The organism is Streptomyces sp. NPDC030809, assembly GCF_055572195.1.
In genome coordinates this window covers 1-14512 of record NZ_JBVIDV010000046.1, presented here as the reverse complement: position 1 = coordinate 14512, position 14512 = coordinate 1, and the positions used below count along the sequence as shown (strand labels likewise).

Sequence of the window (14512 nt, the reverse complement as noted above, 5' to 3'; positions counted from 1 at the left end):
TCGGCATCGCGGCGGCCCAGAAGCTGTAGCCCCCCGGGGCTCCGCCCCCGCACCCCGCGCCTCAATCGCCGGCGGGGCTTGATGTGGGGGCTCCGCCCCCGGGCCCCCGCGCCTCAAACGCCGGCGAGGCTGGATTTGGGGGCTCCGCCCCCGGCCCCCCGCGCCTCAAACGCCGGCGGGGCTTGATTTTGCCCCCGCAGGGTCGGACTCGCCCGCAGGGTCGGAGCGGAGGGGGCGGGGCGCTGACCTGCAGGGTGACGGGCGGCGGGAGCGGGCAGCGGGCGAGCCGCAGGGGCACGGGCGGCGGGAGCGGGCGGGGGACGAGGCGCAGGGTGACAGGTGGCGGGAGCGGGCGGGGGCGGGACGGAGGTACGGGCGGGGGCGAGCCGCGGGTTAGGGGCGGCGGGAGCGGGCTGCCAAGTAGACGGCGCAGGCGACCGCCGCCACCCGCACCAACCCCGGCCACATGTCCCCGAACGCCTCCCCCACCCGCCCCTCGACCAGCCCCGCCCCCCACCGCCCGTGCACCCGCCCCCACAACCAGACGACCGCCCCGCCGAGCACCACCCCCGGCACCCCGAAGAGCACGGCCTTCTTCTCCGTGGGCCCGAGCACCCGCGACCAGTAGGCCGCCGCCCACCCGGCCGCCAGCACCAGCCAGGAACCGCTGACCGCCCCGCCCACCAGCACGGCCGCGGCCAGGAGCAGGAACCCGTGCGGCCGGGGCCGGGCCGGAGCCGGGGCCGCAGGCGCCGCGGGCGCCGTGGGCGGCGCGGGCGGCGCCTCCTTCAGCAGCCGCCGCCGCTCGCGCAGGGCCCGTACGACCGTCCGCGCCCGCCCGGCCGGGGCCGCAACGCCCGCATCCTCCGGGCCCGCGGCCACCTCCCCGGACGCACCCGCGTCCTCCTCCGCCTCCGCCTCCTCCTCCGGAGGCACCGGCTTGCGCAGCAGTTCGGGGATCTCGATCCCGCCCGCGAACCCGGGCACCCCCGCGTCCGGCCCGAACACCGCAGGCTCCACCCGCCACCAGTCCGGCTCGGTCCGCCCGGAGTCGATCTCGTCCTCGCCCGCCAGGTGCGGGGGCCGCGCCGCCGTGCTCGACGGGACCGGCGGCGCGGCCGGGGAAGGCGCAGCGGGCACCGCGGACCCGTCCCCCGCCCCCTTGAAGAAGCGCCGCGGCCCCCGCTGCACCGGCACCGAAGGCACGCCCGGCCCCGGCCCGCCGGCCCCGGCCGCCGACGACGCGGGCCCCGCGGCAGCCCCGGCACCCGCAGCCGAGCCCGCACCCGCGCCCCCCGCCACCGCCCCGGCCGCCGCGATCAGGTCCTCCGGGCTGCCGAGCCGTTCCAGGATCCGCCGCACGGAAGCCGTCGTCTCGGGCTCGTACTTGGCGCGCTGCCGGTCGATCTCGTTGCGCAACGCGGCCACCAGCCGCATCCGGTCGCCCGACGGCAGCTGCTGACGCTGCGCCAGGTCGCCGACCCGGCTCAGATAGTCGTAGACCAGCTGGTCGCTCTCGATCCCCACGCCCCGGCTCCTCCCGTGCCCGCTGCCCCGAAGGTAGCGCCTGCCGCCGCCGTACAGGGGCTAACGTTGGCCGGATGGACCAGGAGGCGAACGTGTCCGACGGAAGCAGTTCCCCCAGCACGGCCGGGCCCGCCCCCGGCGGGCCCGGCGCACCCGCGGCCGCCGGGAGTGCGCCGCGCTCCCTCGCCGAAGCCCTGCGCGCCCGCGACGACGCCTCGCTCGCCGCCCTGCTGCGGGCCCGCCCCGACCTGCTGGCGCCGGTGCCGGGCGACCTCACCCAGCTGGCCACGCGGGCCGGCACCCGCGCCTCGGTGGTCCGCGCCCTGGAACGCCTGGACCGGTTCGCCCTGCAGACCGCCGAGGCCCTGGCGGTGGCCCCGGACCCGTGCCCGTACGGGGTGCTCGCCGGCCTGATGACGGGCGACGACGGCCCGGACGCCCCCGGTGCCACTGATCCCGCCGATGCCGCCGGTGCCGGAGGTGCCGCCGGGACCTCCGCCTCGGCCGTCCTCGCCGCCCTCCCCGCCGCCGTGGCCGCCCTGCGCGACCAGGCCCTGATCTGGGGCGACGACGAACGGCTGCGCCTCGTACGCACCGCCCGCGAGCTGCTCGCCCCCACCGCCTCCCGCCCCTCCCCCACCGGCCTCGGGCCGACCGTCGCCGAGGCCACGGCCGGGATGTCCCCGGGCCGGGTGCAGGAGATCGTGGCCGCGGCGGGACTGCCCGCCACCCACGACCCCGTGTCGGCAGTGGCCGCGCTGACCGCGCTGTTCACCGACCGGGACCGGATGTCGGCCCTGCTGGACCAGGCCCCGGCCGAGGCGCACCAGCTGCTGGGACGGCTGGTGTGGGGCCCGCCGTACGGGGAGGTCACCGCGAACCCCGCCCCGCCGGTGCGCTGGCTGCGCGACCGCGGTCTGCTGCTGCCGGTGTCGGCGCGCACCGTGGTGCTGCCCCGCGAGGTGGCCCTGCACCTGCGCGGCGGCCGCGCCCACCGCGCTCCCGAGCCGGTCGCCCCGCCCGTGCCCGCGGCGCGCGAACACCGTCCACAGCTTGTGGACGCGAACGCCGCCGCCGAAGCACTGGCCGCGATCGCGACCGCCGCCGAGCTGCTCGCCTCCTGGGAACACGGCGGCCCGCTCGTCCTGCGCGCGGGCGGGCTGAGCGTGCGCGACCTGAAGCGAACGGCGGCGGCGCTGGACGTGGCCGAGCCGGTGGCGGCGTTCTGGATCGAGCTCTGCTTCGCGGCGGGCCTGCTGGCGAGCGACGGCGAGGCGGACGAGCGCTACGCGCCCACCCCCGCCTACGACGACTGGCTGGAGCTCCCGCCGCAGGACCGCTGGGCGGCCCTCGTGGCGGCCTGGCTCCCGGCCACCCGCACCCCCGGCCTCGCAGGCGAGCAGGACGCGAAGGGCCGCACCCTGTCCGCCCTCGGACCGGGTCTGGACCGCTCCCCGGCCCCGGAGGTCCGCCACCGGGTGCTCACCCTCCTGTCCGAACTCCCGCCCGGCGGCGCCCCCGACCGCTCCGCCGTGCTGGCCCGGCTGGCCTGGGAACGCCCCGTACGCACCACCGGCGACCTCCGCGCCCGCCTCGCCGAATGGACCCTCGACGAGGCCGAACTCCTGGGCATCACAGGCCGCGAGGCCCTGTCCACACACGGCCGCGCCCTGCTGGATCCGGCCCCGGGGGCGGGTTCGGCCGGGGGTCCGGCCGCGGGTTCGGCCGGAGGTCCGGCCGCGGGTTCGGCCGCCGGTACGGGAGCGGCCACGGGCACGGGTACGGGCACGGGTACGGGTACGGGCACGGCCGCGGGTCCGGGGGCAGCAGCGGGCCCGGACACGAGCGGAGTCCCGGGCGCGGGCCCGGGCGAGGCTCCCGGCGCCGGTACGGGGGACCGCCTCCCCGGCGGCGAACACGGCCGCTTCCACGGCAGCGAGCACGACCACGCCCGCGCCCACGCCCGCGCGGCCGCCACGGCCGCCGCGGCACTGCTCGGGCCGCTGCTGCCCGAGCCCGTGGACCACGTACTGCTCCAGGCCGACCTGACGGCCGTCGCGCCCGGGCCGCTGGAGCGGCACCTCGCCGACACCCTCGCCGTGCTCGCGGACGTGGAGTCCAAGGGCGGGGCGACCGTCTTCCGGTTCACCCCCGGCTCGGTCCGGCGGGCCCTCGACTCCGGCCGTACCGCCTCCGACCTGCTGGAATTCCTCACCGAGCACAGCCGTACCCCGGTCCCGCAGCCGCTCGCGTACCTCATCGACGACGTGGCCCGCCGCCACGGCCACCTCCGGGTCGGCGCGGCCTCCTCGTACGTGCGCTGCGACGACGACTCCGTACTCGGCGAGATCCTCGCCGACAAGCGGTCCGCCGGACTCGGCCTGCGCCGGCTGGCGCCCACCGTGCTCGCGTCCACCGCCGACCCGGCCGGGCTGCTCGACGGGCTGCGCGCCCTCGGCTACGCCCCGGCCGCCGAGTCCGCGACCGGGGACGTGCTGGTCGCCAAGGCCGCCGCGCACCGCACCCCGCCCCGTACCGCCCCGGCCCCGGTCCCCGACGGCCCGCCGATCCCGGACGCCACCCTGCTCGGGGCGGCCGTACGCGCGATCCGCGCCGGGGACGTGGCGGCGACCGCGGTCCGCAAGGAGCCCGCGGCCACCGCTGTCCCGCTCGCCCCCGGCGAACTCCCGCGCACCAGCGCGGCCGAGACCCTGGCCACCGTCCAGGCCGCGGCCCTGACCGGCTCGGCGGTGTGGATCGGCTACGTGAACGCGGAGGGGGCGGCCAGCCAGCGGGTGATCGCCCCGGTCCGCGTGGAGGGCGGCTTCGTCACCGGCTACGACCACACCGCCGACGAGGTCCGCACGTACGCCCTGCACCGGATCACCGGCGTGGCCGAACTCGCGGAGGACCAGATCTAGCGGAGGAGCGGCTGCGGCGGAGGGCCGAGCCCGGCGGACGAGCGGATCCGGCGGGGACCGAGCCCGGCGGAGGAGCGGATCCGGCGGGGGGCCGGTCCCGGCGGAGGACCGGTCCGCCCCCGCGGCCGGTTATTCGGTGGCCAACGGGCCTCGGCGGGCTACACCCTGGCGGCATGTCAGAGAACGTCACCAACGACCCCCCGCGCCACCAGATCCGCGCGGTGCACACCGAGACCACCGTCACCGTCTACCAGGCGTACAACCCGCGCCTCGGCCTGCCCGCGGCCCGGAACGGCCGGTTCCCCACGGCCTGGAAGCGGGACCGCATGACCTGGATCAAGCCCTCGTTCCTGTGGATGATGTACCGCTGCGGCTGGGGCACCAAGACCGACCAGGAGACCGTGCTCGCCGTGGAGATCAGCCGCGAGGGCTTCGACCGCGCCGTCCGCGACGCCTGCCTCTCCCACTACGTGCCGGAGGTCCACGCCGACCGGGAGGCCTGGCAGCGCGAACTGCGCGCCACCGAGGCCCGCATCCAGTGGGACCCGGAGCGCGACCTGCACCTGCGCCCCCTCCCGCACCGCTCGCTCCAGCTGGGCCTGTCCGGCTCCCTCTCCCGCGCCTACGCGGACGAGTGGACGGTCTCCATCCGCGACGTCACCCCGCTGGCCCACGAGATCCACGCCCTGGTCCGCGACGGCGACCTCGCCGCCGCCCGCACCCTCCTCCCGCCGGAACGCCCGTACACCGCCGCGGACGCCTGAACCGGCACGCCCCCGGGCCACCCGACCGCGTCCGCTCCCGTCGCCGCGGCGGATGCGGCAGACTGGAGGTTTGGCCGTGCGCACCCGGACGGCCGCCCCGTGCCGGAAGGGATGAGCGTGAACGGGCCCCTCATCGTCCAGAGCGACAAGACCCTGCTCCTCGAAGTCGACCACGAACTCGCCGATGCCTGCCGCCGCGCCATCGCCCCCTTCGCGGAGCTGGAGCGCGCGCCCGAGCACATCCACACCTATCGGGTGACCCCGCTCGGGCTGTGGAACGCGCGGGCCGCCGGGCACGACGCCGAGCAGGTCGTCGACGCACTCGTCGAGTACTCCCGGTACCCCGTCCCGCACGCCCTCCTCGTGGACGTGGCCGAGACGATGGCCCGGTACGGGCGGCTGACGCTGAGCAAGCACCCCACCCACGGGCTCGTGCTCACCAGCACCGACCGGCCGGTGCTGGAGGAGATCCTGCGGTCCAAGCGGATCACCCCGCTCGTGGGCGCGCGCATCGACGCCGACACCGTCGCCGTGCACCCCTCCGAGCGCGGCCAGATCAAGCAGACCCTGCTCAAGCTGGGCTGGCCGGCCGAGGACCTCGCCGGGTACGTGGACGGCGAGGCGCATCCGATCGAGCTCGCCGAGGACGGCTGGACGCTGCGCCCGTACCAGCGGCAGGCGGTGGACGGCTTCTGGCACGGCGGGTCCGGGGTCGTGGTCCTGCCCTGCGGCGCCGGCAAGACCCTGGTCGGGGCCGGTGCGATGGCGGAGGCCAAGGCCACCACGCTGATCCTCGTCACGAACACCGTCTCCGCCCGCCAATGGAAGCACGAGCTGGTGAAGCGGACCTCCCTCACCGAGGACGAGATCGGCGAGTACAGCGGGACCCGGAAGGAGATCCGCCCGGTCACCATCGCCACCTACCAGGTGCTGACGACCAAGCGGAAGGGCGTCTACCCGCACCTGGAGCTCTTCGACTCCCGCGACTGGGGCCTGATCGTCTACGACGAGGTGCACCTGCTGCCCGCGCCGGTCTTCAAGTTCACCGCCGACCTCCAGGCCCGGCGGCGGCTCGGCCTGACCGCGACCCTGGTCCGCGAGGACGGCCGCGAGTCGGACGTGTTCTCGCTGATCGGGCCGAAGCGCTTCGACGCGCCGTGGAAGGAGATCGAGGCGCAGGGCTACATCGCGCCCGCCGACTGCGTGGAGGTCCGGGTCAACCTGACCGAGAGCGAGCGGCTCGCGTACGCCACCGCCGAGACCGAGGAGAAGTACCGCTTCTGCGCGACGACCGCGACCAAGCGGAAGGTCACCGAGGCCCTGGTGCGCAGGCACAAGGGCGAGCAGACCCTCGTCATCGGGCAGTACATCGACCAGCTCGACGAGCTCGGCGCGCACCTCGACGCCCCGGTCATCAAGGGCGAGACCTCGAACGCGCAGCGCGAGAAGCTCTTCGACGCCTTCCGCGAGGGCGAGATCAACGTGCTCGTCGTGTCCAAGGTCGCGAACTTCTCGATCGACCTGCCGGAGGCGACCGTCGCCATCCAGGTCTCGGGCACCTTCGGGTCCCGGCAGGAGGAGGCGCAGCGGCTCGGACGGGTGCTGCGCCCGAAGGCGGACGGGCACGAGGCCCGCTTCTACTCGGTGGTCGCGCGCGACACCATCGACCAGGACTTCGCCGCCCACCGGCAGCGCTTCCTGGCCGAACAGGGCTACGCCTACCGGATCATGGACGCCGACGAACTGCTGTCCGCCGACCGCCCCGACGCCGACCGCCCGACCGAGGACGAACCGGCCGAGGACTGACCGGTCGAGGACTGACCGGCTGAGGACTGACCGGGCGAGGGCTGACCGGCCGAGGGCCGGCGCGACGAGGACTGACCGGCGGACGGCTGACCGGACGAGGACCGGCCGGCCGAGGACTGACCGGCGCACGGCTGGCCGGACGAGGACCGGCCGGCCGAGGGCCGGGGGCCCGCGGGCCGGGCGTCAGCGGGCCGGGCGTCCGCCGATCGTCGGCGCTGGGCGGGCACCCCGCCCGGCTCCGGCGGTGGGGACGGGACCGGGAGACCCGTCGGGTCCCCGTGGCCCAGCCGCCAGGCGGCCGCGACCAGCAGGGCGAGGACGAGCAGCGGGTACGGGGAGGACAGCGCGGCAGCCGTCCGCTCCCCGCCCGCATCCCCGGTCCCGGGCCAGCCCCAGCCTCCTCCCCCTCCCCCTCCCCCGACCCCTCCCCTTCCCCCGACCGCGGAACGGACCGCGTGCAGTGCGGCCTCGATCCGGCCGGTCCAGAACTCCGCGCTCGCGGCGGGCAATACGAGCAGCCCCAGCGCGGCCGTGCCGGCGAAGGCGGCCAGTCCGGTCAGCGCGGCTCGGATCCGCCCCGTGAGCAGGCAGTACACGAGGAACACCGCGGGGGTCAGCTTGATCCCGGCGGCGATGCCGAGCGCGAAGCCCTTCCCGACCGAACCGTCCGCCCGCCCCAGGTCCCACAGGACCAGGCAGGCCACGGCCAGGCTCACCGGCCCGGGCAGCAGGGTGGGCACGGCCGTCTCCAGCCACAGTCCGGCACCGGCCGCGAGGAGCAGCGGTACGGTCCGGGCCGGTCTCGCCGCGAGCAGCACGAGCAGCCCCGGCAGGGCGGCGGCGATCACGGCGCAGACGACGGACAGCGCCCCGGTCGGCAACCAGCTGGCCGGGAGGAAGAGGATCGCGGCGAAGGGCGGACAGCCGCCCGCCAGCCGCCAGTCGGCCCCCGCACCGACGGCCACACCGGCCCCCACCGCGGCCCCCATACCGGGCCCCGCGTCGTACGGCAGGCCGTACGCCAAGCCGCCGTACGCCAAGCCGCCGTACCCCAGGCCCTCGTACGCGGGACCCCTGGAGGCCGTGGCCGTGACCTCGCAGGCGCCCAGGCCGAGCGCGCCGTACGCATCGCCGTCGAGCCCGGTGCTGCCGAAACCGGGGCCGGACTCCGACCCCGGCCGTGGGCCCAGCCCCGTGCCGAGCCGGGAGCCCGGTCCTGGGCCCGGCCCGTAGGCGAACCCGGAGCCGGTGTACGCGGTGCCGCCGTCGGGCACTGCGCCGTCGGGCAGTACGCCGTACGGCACGCCGAGGGTCCACAGCGCGGCCAGGACGAGGAGCAGTCCTGCCGACAGCACTCCCGCGGCGGACAGAAGCGCACGCGCGCGGAGGGGGCTGCGGGTCACGCGCGTGACCCTAGTGGATCGTCAGGGTCCGCCGCCGGTTCAGCGGCGGACTATGTCTGCTTCCTGGCCGTACTCCCCGAGGAGGACCACGCTGACGGCGGCTCCTGCGAAGACCTTGGCTGCGCGCAGCGCCCCGCCGAAGCCGTGGCGGCTGCGGTGTGCGCGGTGCGAGGAGGTGGCGGTGGCGCCGCTGACGCGGCCGCCCTGGACCGGGGTGAAGGATGCGGTGCTCATGGATCCATGGTCCGTTTTGCACCCCGTCCGGCGCATCGGTCTGCGGAGGGAAGCTGGCGGTCACACAAGTCCTCCTGGAGTCCCATGGGGTCCCCTACGGGCTCTGCCGAAAGTCCCACCCGGCCCTCGGGGTCGCCCCCGCACCGCGCCCCCGCCGCACCCCACCCGGCCCGTTAATCCATTCGCCCCGATCGGCCCCGCTGACTACAATCTCCGCTCTTGCCCGCCTCCCGCCGCACCGCTGGGGAGAGCCGCCGCCCGGACGGAAACCGGTCGGCGCCTGCCACACCCGAACCCGAGGACTGATCCCCCAGCTGGAGGCCCCACCGTGCCCGCGCACGCCCCCGAAGACCTGCACCACGACCCCGGAGCCGCCGACGCGGCGCCCGGAGCCCCGGGAGCCCCCGGCCCCGCCGACCCCGCCGGCGCCGCCGACCCGCTCGCCCGCGAGCAGGCGCACCTGGCGGCCTCGCGCGCCGCGCTCCGCGCCATGCGCGAGGACGTGGAGGCCCTCGACATCCGCGACGTCACCGCGAACTGGGTGAACTCCCTCGTCCTGCAGGCCCAGATCGACGACCGGATCAAGGCGCTCGCGGACCTCGCGCACACCCCCCTGTTCTTCGGCCGCCTCGACTACCTGCACGCGCCGGGCGCCGACCGGGCGGAGGGCGCCGAGGGCGAGCAGTTCTACATCGGCCGCCGGCACGTGCACGACGCCGAGGGCGACCCGATGGTCATCGACTGGCGCGCGCCCGTCTCCCAGCCGTTCTACCGCGCTTCCAAGCAGGACCCGCAGGACGTGGGCCTGCGCCGCCGCTTCGGCTACACCGGCGGCGAGCTGACCGCGTACGAGGACGAGCACCTGTCCGACCCTGCCGAGACCGCGGCCGTCAGCAAGCTGCTCCAGCAGGAGATCGAGCGCCCGCGCGTGGGCCCGATGCGCGACATCGTGGCCACGATCCAGCCGGAGCAGGACGAGATCGTCCGTTCCGGGCTGTCGGGCTCGGTGTGCGTGCAGGGCGGTCCCGGGACCGGGAAGACGGCCGTCGGCCTGCACCGGGTCGCGTACCTGCTGTACGCGCACCGCGAGCGGCTGGCCCGTACCGGCACGCTGGTGATCGGGCCGAACCGTTCCTTCCTGCACTACATCGAGCAGGTGCTGCCCGCGCTGGGCGAGCTGGAGGTCAAGCAGGCCACGGTCGACGACCTGGTGGCCCGGCCCGGAGTGGAGCTGCGCGGCACCGACCCGGCCGCGACCGCCGTGGTCAAGGGCGACGCCCGGATGGCGGAGGTGCTCCGGCGGGCCGTCCGCTCCCACGTCACCCCGCCGACCGAGGCCCTGATGGTGGTCCGGGGCTCGCGCCGCTGGCGGATCCCGGCGTACGAGCTGGAGGAGATCGTCACCGAGCTCCAGTCCCGCGACATGCGGTACGGGGCGGCCCTCGCGGCCCTTCCGCAGCGCATCGCGCACGCGGTGCTGGTCCGCATGGAGCAGGCGGGCGAGGCGCCCGACGACCGGGTGCAGGACGCGGTGGCCCGCAACGCGGCCGTGAAGGCCGCGGTCAAGGCGATCTGGCCCGTGGTGGACCCCGCGAAGCTGGTGCTGCGGCTGCTGTCGGACGCGGAGTTCCTGGCGGAGCACGCGGAGGGGGTGCTGAGCGGGGAGGAGCAGAAGCTGCTGCTGTGGGAGAAGCCGTTCCGCAGCGTGAAGTCGGCGAAGTGGTCGGCGGCCGACCTGGTGCTGATCGACGAGGCCGCGGACCTGGTCGAACGGACCCCCTCCCTCGGGCACGTCGTGGTCGACGAGGCGCAGGACCTCTCGCCCATGCAGTACCGGGCCGTCGGCCGCCGCTGCACCACCGGTTCGGCGACCGTGCTCGGGGACCTGGCGCAGGGCACCACCCCGTGGGCCACGCGCAGCTGGGCCGAGGCCCTCGGGCACCTGGGCAAGCCGGAGGCGGTGCTGGAGGAGCTGACCGCGGGATTCCGCGTGCCGCGCGAGGTCATCGCGTACGCCTCGCGGCTGCTGCCCGCGATCTCGCCGGGGCTGGCGCCGGTGTCCTCCGTACGTGAGACCCCCGGCTCGCTGGCCGTTGCGGCGGTGCCGGAGGCGGAGGGACTGACCCCGGCCGTGCTCGCCGCCTGCCGGGACGCGCTGCGGCACGAGGGCTCGATCGGGCTCATCGCCGCCGATGCGCGCGTCCCCGGGCTGGCGGAGGCGCTCACGGCGGCGGGCCTGCCGTACCTCGCGCCCGGCGAGGAGACCACCGCGGAGAGCCGGCTCACGCTGGTGCCGGCCTCGCTGGCGAAGGGCCTGGAGTACGACTACGTGGTCCTGGACGAGCCGGCGGCGGTCGTGGACGGCGAGCCGGACGAGCGGACGGGGTTGCGGCGGCTGTACGTCTGCCTCACCCGAGCCGTCTCCGGCCTGACGGCGGTCCACCACGCGCCCCTCCCGGCCGCCCTGGCCTGACCACCGGGCCGCTGCCGCGGCGCGAGCCGGTGGTACGCGGGCCGGCCGCCCCTGCCCCTGCCCCCGCCCGCCCCTGCCCCTGCCCCTGCCTCCGGCCCTGGCCTGCGCGGGCCGGCCGCCCCCCGACCAATGGGGGCGGACGGCCCGCCGCCGTGACCCCGGGGCCTCGCTCGCGGCAGGGCGCGATCGAGGCACGGGGGCCGGGGCGGAGCCCCGGGGTCAGGTCAGGGACGTGCGCCATTCCGCGTCAGGTCAGGGACGTGCGCCATTCCGCGACCGCCGCCGCGTCCACCGGGCGGTCCCACCCGTCCGGCCGCGCCGCCCCGCCGATGTGGAAGGCATCGATCCCCGCCGCGAGCAACCGCGGCACGTGCGCCAGCTGCAGCCCGCCCCCGACGAGGATCTGCGGCTCGTACCCCGGCTCGCCCCGGCGCCCCGCCTCCGCGCACAGCACCGGCAGCCCGTCCTCGACCCCGGACGCCGACCCGGCGGTGAGGTACGTGTCCAGGCCGGGCAGCCCGTCCAGCGCCTTGCGCAGCTGGTCGCGGTCCGCGGACCGGTCGATCGCCCGGTGGAAGGTCCACCGGCAGCCGGCCAGCTCCGCGGCGAGCGTTTCGACGGCCGCCAGGTCCGGGCTGCCGTCCGGCTTCAGGAAGCCGAGGACGAACTCCTCCGCCCCCTCCGCCCGCAGCCCGCGCGCCGCCTCGACCAGCGTGTCCAGGTCCTCGGGCGTGCCCGCCGAGAACCCGTCGGCGGCCCGGAGCATGACGCGCAGCGGGATGTCCACGGCGGCCCGGACGGCCGCGAAGGTCTCCCGGGAGGGGGTGAGTCCGTCGGCCGCCATGTCGGTGACCAGTTCCAGACGGTCCGCTCCACCGGCCTGGGCTGCGATCGCGTCCTCGGCGTTGAGGGCGATCACCTCCAGGACTGCACGGTTGCTCATGGGGCCTCATTCCTTCGGGAGGGCGGGAAACCAGAAGGCCGTAAAGCCGACTGGTATGAAGAATAGGTCTAGTCCAATTACAGGGTACGGGCGCCCGCCCGCGTTCCACCAGCACATTCACGCCACCGCCACCCCTCCCACACCGGCACGCCCTCACCCGCAAGCACAATGGCCCCATGGCTACCGACACCGCGCAGCTCCTCGCCCGCTGGCACGAGACCGTGACGGCCGCCCGCGCGCACTCCGCGGACGCGGACGCGGACGCGGACGCGGACGCGGACGCGGACGCGGACGCGGACCGGGGCTCGGGCTCGGACGCGGACCGGGGCTCGGGCGCGGACCCGGGCTCGGACGCGGACCCGGGCTCGGACGCGGACCCGGGCTCGCACGCCGACGCCGTCGCCGCCCGCCTCCTCTCCGCCTGGGCCGAACCGCAGCGCCGGTACCACACCACCGAGCACCTGATCGCGGTCCTCGACCACATCGACCTGCTCGCCCACCACGCCGCCGACCCGGCCGCCGTACGCCTCGCCGCCTGGTTCCACGACGCCGTCTACCGCCCGGACCGGTCCGAGAACGAGGAGCGCAGCGCCGCCCTCGCCGAGCGGGCCCTCCCCGAGCTGGGCGTCCCGGCGGACCGTACGGCCGAGGTGGCCCGCCTGGTCCGGCTCACCGTGACCCACGACCCGGCGCCCGGCGACACCAACGGCGAGGTGCTGTGCGACGCCGACCTGGCCGTGCTCGCGGGCGGCCCGGACGCCTACGCCGCGTACGTCGCCGCCGTCCGGGAGGAGTACGCCTTCGTGCCCGAGGAGGCCTTCCGCGAGGGGCGGGCCGCGGTGCTGCGCCAGCTGCTCGACCTGCCGCGGCTCTTCCGCACCCCGTTCGGCACGGACCGCTGGGAGGCCGTGGCCCGCCGCAACCTGGCCGCGGAGCTGGCCACCCTCTGACGCGTACGCCCCCGTCCGCCGCGGGGGAATGCGGGGGCGTTCCGCACGGTTGATCCATTTCATGCCCGCAGCGACCGAACGCACCCGTATGCCCGTGGCCGTCTACGTCCTCGGCCTGTCCGTCTTCGCGCTCGGCACGAGCGAGTTCATGCTCTCCGGGCTGCTGCCGCCGATCGCCGCGGACATGGACGTCACCATCCCGCAGGCGGGCCTGCTCATATCGGCCTTCGCCATCGGCATGGTGGTCGGCGCCCCGCTGCTCGCCGTGGCCACCCTGCGGCTGCCCCGCCGCACCACCCTGATCTCGCTGATCACCCTCTTCGGCCTCGGGCAGGTCGCGGGCGCGCTGGCGCCGTCGTACGAGCTCCTGTTCGCCTCGCGGGTGGTGAGCGCGCTGGCCTGCGCCGGGTTCTGGGCGGTCGGTGCGGCCGTGGCGATCGCGATGGTGCCGCAGGACTCCCGGGCCCGGGCGATGGCCGTGATGATCGGCGGACTGTCGATCGCGAACGTGCTCGGGGTGCCGGCCGGGGCCTTCCTCGGCGAGTACTGGGGCTGGCGCTCCGCGTTCTGGGCGGTGGCGGCGGCCTCCGCGGTCGCCCTCGCGGGCATCCTGCTGCGGATCCCGCACATCCCGCTGCCTGCGGCGCGGCCGACCCTCGCCAGGGAGCTGCGGATCTACCGCGACCGGCAGGTCTGGCTGTCGGTCGCGATCACCGCGCTCGCGGCGGGCGGGGTCTTCTGCGCCTTCAGCTACCTCGCACCGCTGCTCACGGACGTGGCCGGGCTGGGCTCGGGGTGGGTGCCGTGGGTGCTGGGCCTGTTCGGGGTCGGGGCGCTGATCGGCACCACGGTCGGCGGGCGGGTGGCCGACGGGCGCCTCTTCGCGGTGATGCTCGGCGGGATCACAGCCTCGACCGGCTTCCTGGCGGCCCTGGCCCTGCTCGCGCCGTCCGCGGGTGCGGCGGTCGCGCTGTCGTTCCTGCTCGGCGTCTCGGCGTTCTTCACGGCGCCGGCGCTCAATGCGCGGATGTTCAACGTCGCGGGGGCCGCGCCGACGTTGGCGGGGGCCACGACCACGGCGGCCTTCAACCTCGGCAACACGGGTGGGCCGTGGCTGGGTGGCACGGTCATCGATCTCGGGCACGGCTTTGCTGCGACGGCCTGGGCGGGTGGGGCGATGACCGTCGCGGCCCTCGCCCTCACCCTCGTCTCCATGCGCCTCCCCCACGCCCCGGCCCGGCCGGACAGCCCTGCCCCTGCCCCGTCCAGCCTCGCCGGCGTCTGACCCGCGGGGGTGTGGGGGCGGAGCCGCCACTCCAGCCCCGCCGGCGTTGCGGGGCGAAATCAAGCCTCGCCGGCGTTTGAGGCGCGGGGGACCGGGGGCAGAGCCCCCAAACCAAGCCCCGCCGGCGATTGAGGCGCGGGGGTGCGGGGGCGGAGCCCCCGAAGGGCCCGGGCTGTGACCCTGCGGGGCTTTCCCCTACCCGCCCC

At 76.3% G+C, this 14512-nt stretch carries 10 protein-coding genes; 6 read left to right on the top strand and 4 right to left on the bottom strand.

Annotation, left to right across the window (positions count from 1 at the left end; genetic code table 11):
• Positions 1–393: 393 nt before the first annotated feature.
• Positions 394–1527, bottom strand: a complete 1134-nt coding sequence (locus tag ACZ407_RS34785) for a hypothetical protein (protein ID WP_468135531.1) — start codon at positions 1525–1527, stop codon at positions 394–396.
• 74 nt (positions 1528–1601) lie between these two features.
• Between ACZ407_RS34785 and ACZ407_RS34780 the strand changes: the two genes are divergently transcribed.
• The 3 genes from ACZ407_RS34780 (at position 1602) to ACZ407_RS34770 (ending at position 7018) form a co-directional block, all read left to right on the top strand.
• Positions 1602–4448 (top strand): helicase-associated domain-containing protein, encoded by a 2847-nt coding sequence (locus tag ACZ407_RS34780; protein ID WP_468135529.1) that lies wholly within the window; start codon positions 1602–1604, stop codon positions 4446–4448.
• A 173-nt stretch (positions 4449–4621) separates the two neighbouring features.
• Positions 4622–5212 (top strand): DUF4291 domain-containing protein, encoded by a 591-nt coding sequence (locus ACZ407_RS34775; protein WP_468135527.1) that lies wholly within the window; start codon positions 4622–4624, stop codon positions 5210–5212.
• A gap of 117 nt (positions 5213–5329) precedes the next feature.
• Positions 5330–7018, top strand: a complete 1689-nt coding sequence (locus tag ACZ407_RS34770) for a DNA repair helicase XPB (protein WP_468135525.1) — start codon at positions 5330–5332, stop codon at positions 7016–7018.
• Here ACZ407_RS34770 and ACZ407_RS34765 read toward each other — a convergent pair.
• Positions 6931–8421 (bottom strand): glycosyltransferase 87 family protein, encoded by a 1491-nt coding sequence (locus ACZ407_RS34765; RefSeq protein ID WP_468135524.1) that lies wholly within the window; start codon positions 8419–8421, stop codon positions 6931–6933. The two genes, ACZ407_RS34770 and ACZ407_RS34765, sit on opposite strands and share 88 nt — an antisense overlap.
• A gap of 39 nt (positions 8422–8460) precedes the next feature.
• Positions 8461–8655 (bottom strand): hypothetical protein, encoded by a 195-nt coding sequence (locus tag ACZ407_RS34760; protein WP_468135522.1) that lies wholly within the window; start codon positions 8653–8655, stop codon positions 8461–8463.
• A 328-nt stretch (positions 8656–8983) separates the two neighbouring features.
• Between ACZ407_RS34760 and ACZ407_RS34755 the strand changes: the two genes are divergently transcribed.
• The gene (locus ACZ407_RS34755) at positions 8984–11128 is read left to right on the top strand and encodes a HelD family protein (protein WP_468135520.1); all 2145 of its coding nucleotides are present in this window, start codon (positions 8984–8986) and stop codon (positions 11126–11128) included.
• 247 nt (positions 11129–11375) lie between these two features.
• On the opposite strand, the gene ACZ407_RS34750 is transcribed toward ACZ407_RS34755, so the two are convergent.
• The gene (locus ACZ407_RS34750) at positions 11376–12071 is read right to left on the bottom strand and encodes a copper homeostasis protein CutC (RefSeq protein WP_468135518.1); all 696 of its coding nucleotides are present in this window, start codon (positions 12069–12071) and stop codon (positions 11376–11378) included.
• 176 nt (positions 12072–12247) lie between these two features.
• Between ACZ407_RS34750 and ACZ407_RS34745 the strand changes: the two genes are divergently transcribed.
• Together ACZ407_RS34745 and ACZ407_RS34740 are read left to right on the top strand one after the other, a co-directional pair.
• Positions 12248–13021: an HD domain-containing protein gene (locus ACZ407_RS34745; protein ID WP_468135516.1), complete on the top strand. Its 774-nt coding sequence runs from the start codon at positions 12248–12250 to the stop codon at positions 13019–13021.
• An 88-nt stretch (positions 13022–13109) separates the two neighbouring features.
• Positions 13110–14306, top strand: coding sequence for a Cmx/CmrA family chloramphenicol efflux MFS transporter (locus tag ACZ407_RS34740; RefSeq protein ID WP_468135533.1), 1197 nt, complete (start codon positions 13110–13112; stop codon positions 14304–14306).
• Positions 14307–14512 lie beyond the last annotated feature (206 nt).

What these genes read in the sequence shown, in the direction of transcription:
- ACZ407_RS34760 (WP_468135522.1), bottom strand. Translation starts at nt 8,655, where the DNA reads ATGAGCACCGCATCCTTCACCCCGGTCCAGGGCGGCCGCGTCAGCGGC.
- ACZ407_RS34775 (WP_468135527.1), top strand. Translation starts at nt 4,622, where the DNA reads ATGTCAGAGAACGTCACCAACGACCCCCCGCGCCACCAGATCCGCGCG.
- ACZ407_RS34740 (WP_468135533.1), top strand. Translation starts at nt 13,110, where the DNA reads ATGCCCGTGGCCGTCTACGTCCTCGGCCTGTCCGTCTTCGCGCTCGGC.
- ACZ407_RS34750 (WP_468135518.1), bottom strand. Translation starts at nt 12,071, where the DNA reads ATGAGCAACCGTGCAGTCCTGGAGGTGATCGCCCTCAACGCCGAGGAC.
- ACZ407_RS34780 (WP_468135529.1), top strand. Translation starts at nt 1,602, where the DNA reads ATGGACCAGGAGGCGAACGTGTCCGACGGAAGCAGTTCCCCCAGCACG.
- ACZ407_RS34745 (WP_468135516.1), top strand. Translation starts at nt 12,248, where the DNA reads ATGGCTACCGACACCGCGCAGCTCCTCGCCCGCTGGCACGAGACCGTG.